This is a genomic window from Chryseobacterium sp. D764 (genome assembly GCF_019317325.1).
In the GTDB taxonomy this organism is placed as follows: Bacteria; Bacteroidota; Bacteroidia; order Flavobacteriales; family Weeksellaceae; genus Chryseobacterium.
This window is the reverse complement of the sequence record NZ_CP079219.1, coordinates 256235-271688: the sequence shown is the minus strand read 5'-3', so window position 1 is coordinate 271688 and position 15454 is coordinate 256235. Positions and strand designations below refer to the sequence as shown.

The following is a 15454-nucleotide window of genomic DNA, read 5'->3' as shown; positions in this document are numbered from 1 at the left end:
ACCGTTGATATAATTTTTTATTCGTAAAATTTGGCTTCAAATTTATTAGATTTTTCATCCTATTTTTCTGTTACTCAATAATATCTTTTAGCCAATTGTATATCAACCGATAGTATTTCATCAAATTTAGTTATTCAGTAATTTTAATTGGTTTATCTTTTCTTTTGAAATCAAACCAAAATATTTTACTTTGCCCGATACTTTTTAAATAAAAAATATCCTTGTAAAAAGTTCCCGCACCAGAGTAAACCCCTTTCTCATAATCAGCATCTTTCTTTAGCATATTAAGCAGTGCATTAAAAAATGATTTAATATTTTTTTCAGGAGTCTTGCTTATCATTCTTAATGCTGTCTGTTCAATATTATCTCCATCTTCTCTACCTCCGGTTCCCTCTATTGTATAACCATATATTTCATCACTATAGAAACTTATTTTCTGTGAAACATCAATTAACTTTGTGGATAGAAAAAAACAACTATAACTTTCATTAATCTCAATTTCTTTAACATTATTTTCTAACAAAGTATGCCATACTTTTCCTGAATCTCTATATTCAATATATATATAAACTTCATACTTATCTAAAAGAGGTTTAGCATACTCTATTACATTATCAATTGTATTTAAAATACTTATTTTACTTGCCATTTAATCTCTATTTACTATTTTAAATTATCTATACGCAGATGCTTTACCATATCCTTCAAAAGTAACATCATGGCCAGCATTTCTAACATCTTCCAAAGCTAGCCTTTCTCTTATTACTCCTGTTTTTCCATCTTCTAATGTTCGTCCAACATTTATGTGGTATATATCTCCATCAGCATTTTTAAATGATGCATCCATTCTTCTCACATCTTTATGCCCTCCTAGGTCTTCTAATATTATTTCTGTTTTAGAACCTCCACCAATATGCTCTACTCCAGGTTTAGCTGTTTCTCTTGCTATGATTTCATCAATTTTAGCATTATGATCACCAGTTCCTTTACTCTTCGGGCCTGGTTTTTGATAAGGCGTACCATCTTTTTTAGTTTTTCCAGCCCATCTTTGCCCAGCTAATCCAAATATATCTAAATAGTTGTTAGAATCATGAACATATGCATAAATATTATAACCTCCATCGATATCTATTGGATCTTTACTAATATATAGACCACTGTTTACATCATAATATCTTAACCTATTATAGCAAAGATCAATTTCAACATCATAATACTGTCCCTGATAACGGAAAGGCACAAAATTTCCAATACCAATTTCAACTTTTATATCTCCATAAATGTTGAGTTCTCTCTCCCAAATCTTTTCTCCTTTTTCAGTGTAAACCTGTATTGGCGTTCCTAAATAATCATTAACAATCGTGTAACATTCATTATCTATTATTTTCGCACTCGGTACATGACTTCCTCTTTCATACACCCAGGTCACCACATTCTCCACAGGTTCTTTTCCCACAATGACATTTCCGTCATCATCTACAAGCGTTTCAGGAATTTCTTCAGCATCATAGCTCCATTCATGCAGAAGAACATTACCATCCCAAATATAACGAGTTATTTTCTTTAGGCCAATTTTTGAGGTTCTTCTTCCGAGGGCATCATACTCAAAGCTTACCTCTTTGCCGTCGGGGCGTTTTACTTTAGCCAGCATCCCGTTAGCATTCCAGGAATACGCCCAGTCTCCGGAAGACCATTCCGGGTTTTGTATTTCTGTTGGAGAGTATTCGGTTACATCGGGTAAATCAGCTCCATCCGGCAGTTTCGGGCTGTTCAGCCAATCTGAAGCAATGGTTTTATAATAAGGATGTGCATTCTCCTGTTCTTCTTTATGCTCCGGTTTGGCATCATTGATAGGCCGTTTACTTTTTAACAATAAATTTCCTTCTTCATCGTAATGGTAAAACCAGTTTTTATCGCGCATCAGCTTTCCTCCTTCGTCGTAGACGCGGTCAGTCTGCCGGGCACTTTCATATAAACATCCCGTAGCATCCGGATTTTTGTACTGTACTTCTCCGTTCGAATATTCTGCAGCAACAAGGCTTCCGAAAGCATCGTAATCAAATCTTGTTCTTCCTCCCGTCACCCTGTCCAGCGTATGCAGCAATCGGCTTCCGGCTCCCCAGTCATAATCTTTATGGAAGGTAGTATTGGTTTTATTCACTGTTACTTTCTGACTTACCGGCATTCCGATATGATCAAATTCAAAAGTGCTTTCTACCCCGCCGGTCATTTCACGGGAATGCATCTGTCCGTTCCGGCTGATCTCAAGATTCATCTGCCAGGGTGCATGCACTTCCGGAATAGTGGCAGTTACCGTTTTAAGCTGTCCCAGATCATTATAAGAATAGTCTACTTCGGCTCCTAAGCTACTTTTCAAACCGATCAGATTTGCCTGAGTGTCATATTCATATTGAATGGTGTACGCACCCTGTTTTTCACTGGTGATCTGTCCTAATTTATTTCTCTGAAAAGCTACACTGCTGTTTTCATTATCTGCTTTAACCAATAATCCTGAGGAGTCATACTGATAGGCTTCCCAGGTTCCGTCGGGATAATGGGTCTGTGTTAATCTTCCGCCCAGATCATATTCATAAAAAATATCTTTCCCGTGGGGAGTTCTGGTTTGGGTGACCATTCCGTCTTTATCTCTTACAAAGAACTTTTTCTGGCCGTCAAAACCTGTCTCCCCGGTGACTTCGTCATTATAGTTTCTTTCAAACTGGTAAACTTCTCCTTTTTCATTGGTAATTCTCATCAGATTTTCATAAGCATCATATCCGAAAACCAACGTTTCTTCTTTTTTATGAGAAAGAGCATTCCTGCGGACCTTACGTTTAAGCCTTCCCATTGGCGTATAGCTCATCAGCCATTCTGCGCGCCCATCGGTAGCATACACCGGAAGATCATAGGCGTCGTAACGAAGTTTTAGTGGCAACTGCCCCTGTTCATTCACTTCTACAACCCTTCCCATTTTATCTCTGTTCCAAAGGACTCTGTTTAGAGGTTTGGGGCTGAAAACCAATAATCTTCCATATTCATCATACCTCCAATATTGCTCAGCTCCTATTGTATTGGTTAGCTGAATAAGCTGACCTCTCTTATTATATTCGTAAGATGTTGTAATATGTTCTTTTATGCTTTTTTCGGGAAGTCTGCCACCGTCTGCATATTCATAATATACACTTTCTTCGGCAGGATCGGTATAGCTTATCAGTTTTCCCTCATCATCATAGATCCATGTTTCCGAAGCTCCCGAAGGGGAGAAACGGGCAATTACCTGTCCGAATTCATTGTACTGATAATGGTATTCTTCTCCATCCGGAGTATGGAAAATTTTAATATTTCCCATTTCATCATAGGTATACCCCTGGACACGTCCTTCAGGCGTTCCTATCATCTTTAGTTCGTTGTGCGCTGTAAAATCGTACCATGTTTCTCCACCCTCTCCATCTACTTTTTTATAAACCAGAAAATTTTCATCGTAATGATATTCCTCTGTTTTATTGTTTTGCTTTGGATAGATAACTTCTGTAAAACCTTCCTCATCATGGTAATGAAGTTTTCCTTCCATATATCCATCCGTACCTTTGGTATGAACTACTCTTCCGTTTTTGTCATATTCCCACTGATAGCTCATTCCGTTCCGGTTAGTTCTTCTCACAACATGGTTTTCTCCATCATAGTCAAATACAATAGCCTTTTTATGAATATCCCAAACATGGGTAAGATTGCCTCTTTCATCATAATCATAGCGAACTTGTAAATCTCTTTGTTTTTTATAACAGTAATATACTTCTGTTACTTTTTTATACTCAGGATTGATAACAGTTTCTATGCTGAATCCACTCTTTACATCTTTTATGCTTTTCAGGATAATATTGCGGTCTTCATACTCATATTCTCTGATCGTACCATCTCCATATTCAATACGAATTACCTTATAAATTGGTCCTTCCGTAACATGATAAAAGCGTCTATAAGTATAAATATCAGTTCCTTTACGAATAACCCAAACACTGCTGCTTGGTCTGTACTGCCATATTTTCTGATCTCTGAAATAGGTCATCTCTTCACCAATTTCAGGTGCGGGAATCAACATTGCAATATTTTCATCAGGATGCATCCAACCGGCAAACTTATTGTCTTCTTCAGGAAGAATAAACAGGTCATGATTATTAAAGACACCGTTTCCTAAAGGACCAAAATCGTAAGGCCGGTCGCTGTGCCAGATATTTCTCCAAGTTAAAGGTGTACTGCCCTGAATAATAAAATCTTCCCATTCGAAAACCATGGCACCGGTTGCAAAATTCACAGGTTCAAGGCCGTAATGACATAATTTTTTGGATAAGGCATTGGCCAATTTAAATTTATTGAAAGGCGCTTTTTTAAGAACACTGTTATTGAGTTTTTTTAATCCATTGGCTCCCAGTTTTCCTATTTTCTTAGTCAGGCTTCTCATCAAAAACATCCCCGCAAGACGCATCAGCATTTCTCCGGGGGTATACACATGCGGAACAAAAGCTCCACCCACCAACACAGGACCTCCTGTATTGATCTGAATATACATACTTGAAAAATTATTATAGAAGGCGAAATAAGCCAGTGGATTTTTCTTTGGTTTGTCCGGCATGGCGGGCAGCATAGTCATCCCAAAAGGAAATCCCATACAGGTAAGCACCTGTTGCGGTTGATTTCCACTCATTTTACTTCCTTGCGCCAGAACGGTCTGTGAACCATAATAAACTTCCCCTTCATGTGGAGCTTCCTGAGGAAAAGGAATTAAATATACAGGAATTAATGATGTGATATGTCTGAATGGAATCACCACTCCCATTACACTTGTTGTAGTGGTTGCCTTATGTCTTCCGTGAACGTAAATAGAGCCTCCCATCGGAATACTTTCCGGCAATGAGGGCATCAGATTTCTTGCGAACTGTGGAATCGGAATGGTGATGGTGATGTAATCCATGATGTCAAACACAATTCCGATAAAAGGATGTGGCAACGGCAGAGGAATCAGCATAAATGATGGCGGTGGTGGAATCAATGTCCAGTGGATATCAATTGCCAGCACAATATCAAAATGCTTACTCGTATGCTGAATCGCACTGGAAGGCATTGCCGGTGTATTGACTTTAATTAGCTTCACCTTGCTTTCCGGAGCAGCTTTTTCAGCTGTTACAGCACTGTCTCCACCGCCTCCGCCACTACTTTTTTGTGGCAGACCACCGTCTCCTCCAGCTAAGGATTTAACCATAGAAACAGGATTCAGGGAGTCAACATTATTTTTCATCCCATTCTTCCATCCCTGCTTGGTTTTGTCCCAGCTAACCGAAGTAACGTCTGCGTTCACCTTCAAGGAGCGTTCCGGATTCATATCCGGTTTTGCAACTTTGATCGGTTTTACTGTCTTTTTATTCAGATCTGCCATGATTGTTTTAATTTGAGATTACCCTGCTTTTGGTTTTTCTACACTCACTCTCCATTCATCACCAAAATAAGTCTTCATTTCATTGTCCAGTATTGTTTTTTTATCACGATCTCCTTCGTATTTGAGAATCAGCATTGAGGCTACAAACCGCAGGCTGCTTTGGTCCCGTACTGAAGGCTCCATTAATTTTGCTATGTCGAGGCATTTTTCAAAATACCTTATCATTTTATCTTTTGTCAGCACAGTATCATTCAATGTTGCAATGATTCTGTAACATTCAATAGCCATCGCATATTCTCCTATCTTTTGTGCTGTTTCTGCAGCTTTTTCAAATATTTTTTCAGCCTTGGATTTTTTGGAATTTCCTAACAGATGGCTTCCATAATTCATATACATCTGAACTTCCAAAGGCGAGTCGGGCTCTACTTCTTCAAATATTGTCCTGTACGTATCTTCTGCTCTATCTTTTTTCTTGTCTGCTGTATATGACTGGGTAAGCATAAAATAGGCAGAAATCTCTCCCTGTTTATTTTTCTGTTCTTTAGCCAGCTTCACTGCTGTTTTTAAGGCATGCTCCGCTTCTTTGAATCTTTCTTTACTTAAATGATTGCTCGCTATAAGAATCTGCTGCTGAAAATCTGTATCCGGACTGTTTTTTTTCCTGTTTGTATGAGCTGCTGTATTCTGCATTAACTGATGAATATCCACTTCTACCCTGAAACTGTGCGCTGAAGGAATCTGCGATAGTGTTCTATAGGTATGATGTTCTGCCCAAACCAGTTTAATATCTTTATTTTCTGATATCTCACATATCTTACACCATTCTTTCACCCACAGGGACAATTCTTCTGTATCACTGATCCTGAGTGGGGCAATATATAGGTAGATTTTGGAATCCTTAATATTCGGGAAGTTTTTCTTTAATTCCAGTAAAGGATAAAATGCCTTATAAGCATCAGTTTTAAAAGTTTTTCCCGGATCTTTGAAGTCCCATTGCGGAATATTTTCTTCACTTTTTTTCAGCATTTCGTAGAATTCGGTCCATTCATCCAGTAAAGTCTGTCCAAAGGATTTCATTCCGTTAAATTCCTGATAATGGAGTAAAAAAATATCATCCCCTTCTTCATCTTCGGAAAGTTTTGACTTGATAAATCCGTCAAAAAGATCGGTTTCATGTTTTTCTCCTATACAGATCAGCATAGGTTTTTCTTCGTTCTTTAAAACGACTTTCTGCCATTGTCTTTTTAATTTTACCAACTCCAAATCTACTGGATTCATCTGCTTTTAATTCAGTTTTACAGTTCCACTTACAATATTTGTTTCACTTCCGCCACCCACATTAATTTTTCCTCCACTGCTGAGATTGGCTTCCGTATCTCCTCTCATTGAAAGGGTTTTGGTTCCGATATCCAGGGTATCTGACTTGATTCCGACTCCGGAAGTAGGATCACCGTCTTCAGGTCCTACCCCAACTCCGATACTTGTTGTTCCCCCAACTCCGATATTAACTCCCTGTACAAATATTTCTTTTCCTTTGATCTGAATATTTCCATCTTTATCCATATAAATAGAGCTGCTTCCACAGTTCAGGGTAATAGAAATTTTACTGTCTATACTTATATTTCCTGCACCATCCAGAAAAACAGAATTCTGGTCTTTATCTCTCACGGTAATTCCTCCCGCATCATCCAGACTCATGGTATGCCCGCTTTTACTGCTTAAGCTTTTAATATTATTTCCGGTTCCGCCGCCGCCGCCAACTCCACCGTGAAACATTCCTCCCATCACGAAGGGACGGTCAGGATGCTGATGGGCAAAGTTGACCACTACCTGATCACCTTCTTCCGGAATGGCCATAAAGCCTCGGTTTTTACTTACTTTTTCACTTCCACCTCCATCGGGAGTCATCACCCGGATGTATTCTGTAGTGGTAGAACCATTCTGCCAGTCAAACTGAACTTTAACTCTTCCCTGATTTAAAGGGTCTGTATTGGAAATCACTTTGGCAAATTGTGCATCCGCTTTTGGAATATGAAACTCCGGGCGGGGAATAAATCCTGTGTCAGAAGCTATTGCTTCAAATGTTCCGGTATAATATCCTCTTGCATCCACCTCATGATACATATCTATAATCATCAGTTTGGTGAAATAGGTGGTTTCACTGCTTTCTGCTTTCCGCATTTCAATATCAGCAATACATCCCGGATATAGGAATGGTACTGTAGTAATGCCTGAAATAACAAATACTTCTGAAGCTTTACTTCCGGCTGTTCCTTTCTGAGAGTTTTCCACATCCATAAAAGACACTGCTTTTATTGGAGCTACTCTCAATGAAGGGGTTGTAAAGGTTTTTTCTGATATTTCATACGCTCTTTTAGCAATATCTGAAGTATGGGTAATCTTAGAATTTCCTGCCGTTAATTTTTCATTTTTACTGCTGTTATATCCATAAAATGAAGGATTCACGTGCTGGGCTTTCATTTTGATTTTTACGTCACTCACACTGCTTCCGTAAGTAAGTTTCACAGGCTTTTCCTGAGGTGGAAGCTTCCCGAAATGCAGAACTTCACCATCATAATAAAACTGTTCACCATACGCTTCTGCTATTCTTGCCAGATAGTTGTAATGGGTTTCTTCATATTGTGAGCTGTACGAAATGTTTCCGTGGGCGGCATCCACTCTGAAATCAAAGGAATTCTGTCCAAGACCTTCTTTGATCACCTGATCTGCAATACTGTTCAGACTGATCTCCTGTGCTCCGCCAAAACTCTGAATATGAGGAGCTGCATCCAAAAGAACAGTCGGGCTTGAACCTGTAAGAACAATATTTCCCAGACTTCCTTTTTCCTGACTGAAACCTACTTCAGTGATTACACCTACAAAGTTTCTTTCAGGGCCGTCTTCAACGTCTTTGTATCTGAAAATAACCGTAATTCTTTTTCCCAGAAAGTTCTGAGCTTCTTCCAGATTATGGTTTTCCGTGCTTCCCAGTGTATCGTGAGCCAGCATAAGATCGAACTCATGATGTTTTACAGCACTTTGTTTTAGCTGAAAATGTTTGAAATGTTTGATTACTTTTCCGTCAATTACAATTTCAAGCTTTACCACACGGTTGATTCCCGCTACCTGATTGCCAGGGATTGTATTGGCATTATAGATTCCGGAAGTAGGTTGTTTTGACCATACTTTATCCTCTACCAATGTGGGTGGATTAGGCTGCTTAACCTGATTCATAAACATTTGGGACCCACTTTGAACCATTCCGGTATAAGCCTGCGCCTGAACCATTTTTTCGGTAGCTTTTTTAATGGTTCCACTTGATTTTTCCTGTACTTTCTGGGCAGCTTTGCTTACTGCCTGGTCTTTGAGAGTCTCTTTTAGATTATTTACAGCTGGAATTTTATCTTTGGAAACAGGCATTTTGGGTGAATGATCGTCCTGAAACATAGTTGTAGTATTTTGATTGATTGGGTGTCAAATTTTTTAAAGGCTAAAATCTACCTGAATCAAAAAGATCAGATACATTTTCGTTATCCGTGTTCTATTCTAAGGAATAAAAGCCGGATATTGAGATCAAAAACAGGGTATAATGTAATGAGTAAAAAGATAAAGCAGCATATTTATCTACTTTATTTCCCTGCTGGATTCCAGGATTTCTCCTGAGTTTATTGTGATGATATGCAAATTTTAATCATTATTAATTTTTTTGTAATTGGATTTGGTGTTATTACAAAGATAAAACGCTAATCTCTATTCAAAAAATTTTCTGTGACTAATCTGAAATTTTGTAGTAGTTCTACGACTTTTAATTAATAATTCTAAAATAAATGATTTAAATAAAATAATAAATACCTCTTTATCAAATGAATATTTAACAATTTTTAATAAATAAAAACAATAAATTTATCACTTAAAATAGAAATAATCTAAAATAAAAATGGATTCTGGCAACAAAAAAACCAGCTGCAAATAATGAATTTAGAGCCGGTTTTATATTTAGTAATACAATAAAAGGAATCGGTTTTACGGTTTTCGGAGTTCTGATACTTTTTTCATATAAATATCAGTCTGATCAAGAAATTCCTGATCAGTCTGCTGTATCTGAATGTGAGGGATAATTCCGTGACTTCTTTTCTGATCAGGAAGATTCTGCGCATCCTGAATGACATGCACAATAGAGAATCCGGTCTGGATACCGGTATTGGGAAGTTCATATACCAGCGGAAGATGCCCGTTATGCTCATAATACCCTCCTACCGTTTCTTTCCCGATCACAATGGCATTGGTATAAGATTTTATCAGTGAGGCCAAATGTGAAGCTGCGGAAGCCACTCGTTGGTCTACAAGCAGATAAAGCTGTCCTTTAAAAGTTTTGTTATTGGGTAAAATCAAAGGATTTTTGTCATCTGCCCAATAATATTTTCCTTGAACCTCTTTAGGATAAAGCTGTTTCAGATAGGCATTCAGTCCATGTTTGTCCTGTACTCCATTGGAAAGAAAAAGAGGTGTTATGACCAGCTTTTCTTCCATAGGCACTTCATTAAAGTTGGTATAAGCATATTGGCTGTCGCGGAAAGGTCTTTGGGTAAGATAAGAAAATACTTTTTCATAAAGAGCCCCTGTACCTCCGGTATTTCCTCTTAGATCTATGATCAGGTTTTCTGTTTTTTCGCTTTCCAGAGTATTCATCATCTGGTCAAGAAAAGCACTGAATTTTTTATAGGCAGGATCTTCTTTCCCGGTTGCAAAATCAAACCCTCTCAAGGATAAGCGATAGATTCCATCTCCTTCTTTATTCAAACTGTATTTTTCAGACAGCAGTTTTTTGTCAAAGGCAAGCGAAAATCTTAAATCCTGAAGTTTTTTAAAATCGTCCAACGATATTCCCGGCAGTGATATTTCTTTTACAGTTCCGTTCCATTTATAGCTGATGAGATAGTTTTTGTGGGTTCCGAATTCCATATAAAATTTATCCAGCATTCCTCTTTCAAAACCTGTTGTTTCTTTGTAGGGTGCTGAATATCCGTCAGAAAAATAATATTGAGAAAAACGGCTGATCATTTCTTTTGCAGAAACTCCGTTGATAGAAAGGATCTCAGCACCAAGAGGCAATGCATTATCTTTTGAATCCTGAAGCAAACGACCGTCAATATTCTTTAAAGTAATGGGTAAATATTCCGGTTTCTGTGTGAGATAATAAGAAGCGTGATTGGGAAGATCTGTATAGTTATGGCAGCTTCCTTCAAATCCGGTAATCTTTGCAATGACTTTATAGAAATCAAAAATATTTTTGCTGTTTCTGGCTTCTTCCTCAGCCTGTCGGTAAATACTGTCAATTTGCTTTCTTGTTCTGTATACATACAGTCCGGAATTTGCTTTTTCTCTTATAGAACGGAATGTTTGAAGATCTTCTACAAACTGATCAGGACTGAATTTCCCTTCCAGAACAGGCACATTTCGGGACTCTGTAATGGAAACTCCGGCCGTTTTACTTTTTTCTGAATACGATTTGGCCCAGATTTTAAATTCATATTTTTTTCCTTTTTCCGGAGTAAAATAGAAGCGTTCAACACTCTTTATACCTCTGGAATCATCCTGTTCTTTTACCTTTTTCCCATCCATAAACAAAGCAACTCCTAGATTGGCATCTGCAGACTGTACCGAGATCCAGGAAGATTTATGAGATTGGGGAGAATATTTTAAAGTGTCTCCAGGTTTCAGATCTGAATGGGTTTGTGCATAGGCACTGTTTAAAAATAGTAAAAGAGGGATGATAAAAGGTCTGGCCATTATTATTTTTTGAATGGGCTAATATACAAATTAACCCAAATGGATTGAAACTCTTTAAAATCTACTTCCATTCTATAGTTTTACGCTCAGGTTCTGAACTTCTTCGGCAGAAAATCCGTAAATCTGAGGTGTTTTCACATCCAAAAGATTGAGATAGATGTATAATTCTGCTCTGTGATGAATCTCATGTTCTATCATCGCGCGAAGCCATTTCCAAACAGAGATTTCACTGTTGGCCGGAGTTAAACATTTGCGGGTGAGATCTTCATCAGAAAGGCCGTTAATGATTTCCAGCGTTTGTCTGTGCATTTCATTGAAAAACTTCACGGTATTTTCATAGCCATCAGCAAGTTCTTTTCCACATCCCGGATAAGCACTTTTCTTTCCAGTAATGGTTTCTCCATACATATAGCGTTCTATGGTAGCAATATGTCTTATCTGATCGCCAATAGTAAACTTCCCGGGTTTATAGGAAAAATCTATATGTTCAGGTGGAACAACTGCAATAATGCGGTTTGTTCTTTCTCTTATTTTCTCATAATAATTGATGAATGACTGTACCGTTTTTATTTCCATATTTATTGAGCTTTGTCTGTCTTTTTTACAGGATGAATATAAGCAATCTAATGGGGAGAAGTTTTGATTTTACTATAAATTATTCATAAAATTTAAAAAAATCCCCAATATGTGACCGTAAAATTTGGAGGCGTATTAAATATCCAATATTTTAGTTAAAAAATAACCATGATGAAAATAGGAATTTGCTTGTGCATTATACTATTAGGCTTTAACAATATCACTGCTCAGTCTGCAAAAATTGACACTGAAAAGCTTCTTGAATATTATGAGACACAGCGCTATGCCGATGCTGCCAAATACCTTCAAAGCATATATCCCGGAGATACGCAGGATATAAAAGCTCTTTCACAAATAGCCTACTGTCATATGATGGCCGGAAAACTTCCGGAAGCAGAGAGAAATTATATAAAAATCAATACTATACAACCGAACAGCCTGCCAACTCTATTTAGTCTGGCAAGCATCAATTCCAGACGGGGAAATGTGACTAATGCCAAGGCTTACCTTCAACAGATCATTCAGCTGGATAGTCTTAACTTCAATGCTTACAAGCAGCTTGCCACCTATGCTGATACTCCCGAAACTAAACTGAACTACCTCAAAAAAGCAAGCTCCTTGAATTCTACTGATCCCGATGTAGCTTATGATCTTTCTCTGACTTACAGTGGCCTGAAACAATATCAGCCTGCTTATGATGTTTTAAAAACAGCCATCGCTTCTGACACAGAAAATTTCACTTTACAACAGGCTCTATTACCCGTTGCCAATCAACTTGCCAAATATCCGGAAGTGATTGAAATTGGTGAAAAACTCCTGAAAAACCATGCTGATGTGAATGTAATGAATGATATGGGCCAGGCTTATTTTTATGTAAAGGAGCATCAGAAATGCATCAGTCTTTATAAAATGCTGGAAGATATGGGAGTACAAAATGAAGGCACGTTGTATTTCATGACCTTGAGCTATCGTGAACTGAAAGATTATAATAATGCTGCTATCTATGCACAAAAGACTATTGATAAAGCTGTTTCAGATCATACCACGCTGTATTATGCCGCATTGGCAGGCATCTATGAAGCCAAAAACCAATACAATGATGCGGTTACAGCTTATAAAAGAGGATTGACTTTTGGGACCAGTAATATTATTTATTATCGCTTAGGCCTTCATTATGATCTGAATCTGAAACAGCCTAAGAATGCGGTCACCTACTATCAGATGTACCTTAAAAACCATCCGGACCAGGAAAAAGAAAAAGATCAGATTGCGTATGCAAAAGGGAGAATTCTTATTTTAAAATAATAGAAGGCGAATACATACAATTTTACATCATTGTCATTGACTACGTCAAATCTTCGATTTCTGACAAAGGAAGAATCTCATGTAAAGCCAGGATTCTTCATTTCACTACGTTACATTTATAATTACCTAACAGAAAATTCCAGTTATTTTTGTGATTATAGTCACAAGTGAGCTATTCAATGAACCGTTAATTTTGCATTCAACAATAAAAACAATATTTATGGACAATGCAACCCAAAATGTGGCAGAACAGTTTATTCAGTATTTAAATGAAGAAAATTTTGACAAGGCGGAAAGCTGTCTTGATCCTGATTTTAAATTTATCGGAGTATTGGGAAAAAGGGATAATGCTTCGGTTTATATCAAAGATATGAAGCAAATGAAGTTTAAGTATACAATTCTGAAAGCTTTCACGTCTGGTGAAGATGTATGTTTCTGGTATACTATTGATATGGGAGAAAAAGCGATAGAAGCTTCCGGATGGTATCAAATTAAAGAGGGGAAGATTCATACCTTAAAAGTACTGTTTGATCCCAGACCTTTATTGGACAAGTAAAAATCTTGAATATCCTGGAAATACGGCACCTGATTGTATGACATTTGAGCAAAAACCAAAGGGCAGATTTAAAATAAAATTAAAACGCTGTCCCTATTTTTATGTCTTAATCGTCATTTAAATAAAGAATCTGCTTATGAAAGAATTTGCATTAATTTTCAGACTGAAAGATATTTCTGATTTTAAGCCTTCTCCGGAACAGATCCGGGAGCGTCTGAATTGGCTGGGAAGTATCGCTGCCCAAAACAAGCTTGTAGATAAGGGAAATACTCTTTTGCCCGCACCGGGAGCTGCAAAAACGGTAAAGGCGGATAATATTGTAACGGATGGTCCTTATACCGAAATCAAAGAATTTATCAGCGGGTATATTATTGTACGGGCAGACTCTATTGATGAAGCGGTAGAAATGGCTAAGGGCAATCCTATCTTTAAAATCGGAGGGAATATTGAAGTGCGTGAGGTTTTGAAAGTGGGTCAATAAGATGGAAGCAGGAAGATGGGAGTTGGAAGTTATTATAGTTTACGTATAAAATCCCTTTCTTCATTCTGCAATCTTTTTAAATCCAGCCTACTTTTTTTCTCCACACTGTATATTCAACATTTTTATCATCTATTTCCGGAATGTCCTCAGGTTCCGGAATTTTGTTGATTTCTATCTCAGGCAATACCGGAAGGTTTACTTTTTCGCGTTCTTTGTTTAAATTTTCTTTGTTTTCTACGGGATATATTATTCCTTCGGCCGTCAGCTGTGTTCCATATTTTTGAGGTTTACTTTGAAAGAACTGAATCCGGTCATATAAATAAGCTTTATGTATCGGATTAATATCACTGCTGTTTTCTTCCATCATAATACAGCATTCTTTCATAAACTCTGGCTCACCAATAGCGTGCTGGATAATCAGCCATGCGGCATTGCTTCCTTTTTCACCTACTTTTGAGAGCGTTGGAAATCCGATCTCAGTTATAATTTCCCGGAGCCGCAGTGCATTAGCTTTATGAACCTTTTCCATTTCAGGATGGTAAACTCCGGACAGTTTTCCGGCAGCGAGCAGCTCTTCTCTTACAGTGAGATCTTTATCAGCAAGTTCGATCAGTTCTTTTTCAAATAAGAAATTGTCCATATTATTAATGATAATTGATTGGTGATAAAGGATGTACCTCAGCTGAGTCTACTCATTTCAGTTTTATCAGAACTCTGTCAAGGATAAAACGGGCTCTCTTTTCTACAGTAACTTTCGGTACTTCAATGATATTGAAGCCGTACTCCTCATAAATCTCTTTCATACATTCAAAAGTGAGGATGGCTTTTTCAATGGTCTGTTTTCTCTCCGGGTCATTTTCGTAAATCTCTTTCCATGGAGGAAAAATGAAAACATTGTTATTATAAACCATTTCTCTGGCTCTTGCTGTCATTAATTCCGGAACAGGAATATTTTCAAGCCTCATATAACCCAGCGTGTCCCATATTCCGCGGTCAAAGAAAACAGGTTTCAAATGGGGCGCTTGGTTTATTTCCAGATAGGTTTTTACCGATTCTTCAAACATCAGACTGGCAAAAAGTTCTTTGTTCAGCCAGGGAAGCCCTTCTCCTCCGGACTCAATCTGTTCTTTTATAATTCTCCTGCCTTCTTCAGGGACTGCTGTCAATCCATATTTATTTAATTCATCCAGCACCGTTGTTTTTCCAGCTCCGGGACCGCCCGTAATGATATATAATTTTGAAATATCCTGCTTCATGCATTCGAATTATGTTTAAATACAGCCCCAGTAAAACAGAAATTTTGGCTTTCTTACAG

At 37.7% G+C, this 15454-nt stretch carries 11 protein-coding genes; 3 read left to right on the top strand and 8 right to left on the bottom strand.

What is annotated here, in order from left to right; all coding sequences use genetic code 11:
- Positions 1–130: 130 nt before the first annotated feature.
- From KYG33_RS01210 to KYG33_RS01185, 6 genes are all read right to left on the bottom strand, one after another.
- On the bottom strand, positions 131–649 hold the full coding sequence (locus KYG33_RS01210; protein WP_180565614.1) for a hypothetical protein: 519 nt from the start codon (positions 647–649) through the stop codon (positions 131–133).
- 24 nt (positions 650–673) lie between these two features.
- The gene (locus KYG33_RS01205; RefSeq protein WP_257468883.1) at positions 674–5431 is read right to left on the bottom strand and encodes an RHS repeat-associated core domain-containing protein; all 4758 of its coding nucleotides are present in this window, start codon (positions 5429–5431) and stop codon (positions 674–676) included.
- 18 nt (positions 5432–5449) lie between these two features.
- On the bottom strand, positions 5450–6709 hold the full coding sequence (locus KYG33_RS01200) for a tetratricopeptide repeat protein (protein WP_077414613.1): 1260 nt from the start codon (positions 6707–6709) through the stop codon (positions 5450–5452).
- 6 nt (positions 6710–6715) lie between these two features.
- Positions 6716–8878 (bottom strand): type VI secretion system Vgr family protein, encoded by a 2163-nt coding sequence (locus tag KYG33_RS01195; RefSeq protein WP_077414615.1) that lies wholly within the window; start codon positions 8876–8878, stop codon positions 6716–6718.
- A gap of 576 nt (positions 8879–9454) precedes the next feature.
- Positions 9455–11221, bottom strand: coding sequence for a S41 family peptidase (locus tag KYG33_RS01190; RefSeq protein WP_219072518.1), 1767 nt, complete (start codon positions 11219–11221; stop codon positions 9455–9457).
- Between the two features lie 72 nt (positions 11222–11293).
- Positions 11294–11797, bottom strand: a complete 504-nt coding sequence (locus KYG33_RS01185) for a DinB family protein (RefSeq protein ID WP_077414619.1) — start codon at positions 11795–11797, stop codon at positions 11294–11296.
- A gap of 168 nt (positions 11798–11965) precedes the next feature.
- Between KYG33_RS01185 and KYG33_RS01180 the strand changes: the two genes are divergently transcribed.
- The 3 genes from KYG33_RS01180 (at position 11966) to KYG33_RS01170 (ending at position 14139) form a co-directional block, all read left to right on the top strand.
- The gene (locus KYG33_RS01180) at positions 11966–13102 is read left to right on the top strand and encodes a tetratricopeptide repeat protein (protein ID WP_219072517.1); all 1137 of its coding nucleotides are present in this window, start codon (positions 11966–11968) and stop codon (positions 13100–13102) included.
- Positions 13103–13322: 220 nt separating this feature from the next.
- Positions 13323–13658, top strand: a complete 336-nt coding sequence (locus KYG33_RS01175; RefSeq protein ID WP_077414623.1) for a nuclear transport factor 2 family protein — start codon at positions 13323–13325, stop codon at positions 13656–13658.
- 136 nt (positions 13659–13794) lie between these two features.
- Positions 13795–14139 carry a YciI family protein gene (locus KYG33_RS01170; RefSeq protein ID WP_077414625.1) on the top strand — a complete coding sequence of 115 codons (345 nt, stop codon included), beginning with the start codon at positions 13795–13797 and terminating at the stop codon, positions 14137–14139.
- Between the two features lie 76 nt (positions 14140–14215).
- Here KYG33_RS01170 and KYG33_RS01165 read toward each other — a convergent pair whose 3' ends face one another.
- Both KYG33_RS01165 and KYG33_RS01160 read right to left on the bottom strand, forming a co-directional pair.
- The gene (locus tag KYG33_RS01165; RefSeq protein ID WP_180565611.1) at positions 14216–14779 is read right to left on the bottom strand and encodes a DUF6624 domain-containing protein; all 564 of its coding nucleotides are present in this window, start codon (positions 14777–14779) and stop codon (positions 14216–14218) included.
- 52 nt (positions 14780–14831) lie between these two features.
- Entirely contained in the window at positions 14832–15395 is a 564-nt protein-coding gene (locus KYG33_RS01160) for an AAA family ATPase (RefSeq protein WP_077414629.1), read from the bottom strand.
- Between the last annotated feature and the right edge of the window lie 59 nt (positions 15396–15454).

Bases quoted from the DNA above. Each gene is read 5' to 3' on its own strand.
- KYG33_RS01210 (WP_180565614.1), bottom strand. From the start codon at position 649: ATGGCAAGTAAAATAAGTATTTTAAATACAATTGATAATGTAATAGAG.
- KYG33_RS01205 (WP_257468883.1), bottom strand. From the start codon at position 5,431: ATGGCAGATCTGAATAAAAAGACAGTAAAACCGATCAAAGTTGCAAAA.
- KYG33_RS01200 (WP_077414613.1), bottom strand. From the start codon at position 6,709: ATGAATCCAGTAGATTTGGAGTTGGTAAAATTAAAAAGACAATGGCAG.
- KYG33_RS01195 (WP_077414615.1), bottom strand. From the start codon at position 8,878: ATGTTTCAGGACGATCATTCACCCAAAATGCCTGTTTCCAAAGATAAA.
- KYG33_RS01190 (WP_219072518.1), bottom strand. From the start codon at position 11,221: ATGGCCAGACCTTTTATCATCCCTCTTTTACTATTTTTAAACAGTGCC.
- KYG33_RS01185 (WP_077414619.1), bottom strand. From the start codon at position 11,797: ATGGAAATAAAAACGGTACAGTCATTCATCAATTATTATGAGAAAATA.
- KYG33_RS01180 (WP_219072517.1), top strand. From the start codon at position 11,966: ATGATGAAAATAGGAATTTGCTTGTGCATTATACTATTAGGCTTTAAC.
- KYG33_RS01175 (WP_077414623.1), top strand. From the start codon at position 13,323: ATGGACAATGCAACCCAAAATGTGGCAGAACAGTTTATTCAGTATTTA.
- KYG33_RS01170 (WP_077414625.1), top strand. From the start codon at position 13,795: ATGAAAGAATTTGCATTAATTTTCAGACTGAAAGATATTTCTGATTTT.
- KYG33_RS01165 (WP_180565611.1), bottom strand. From the start codon at position 14,779: ATGGACAATTTCTTATTTGAAAAAGAACTGATCGAACTTGCTGATAAA.
- KYG33_RS01160 (WP_077414629.1), bottom strand. From the start codon at position 15,395: ATGAAGCAGGATATTTCAAAATTATATATCATTACGGGCGGTCCCGGA.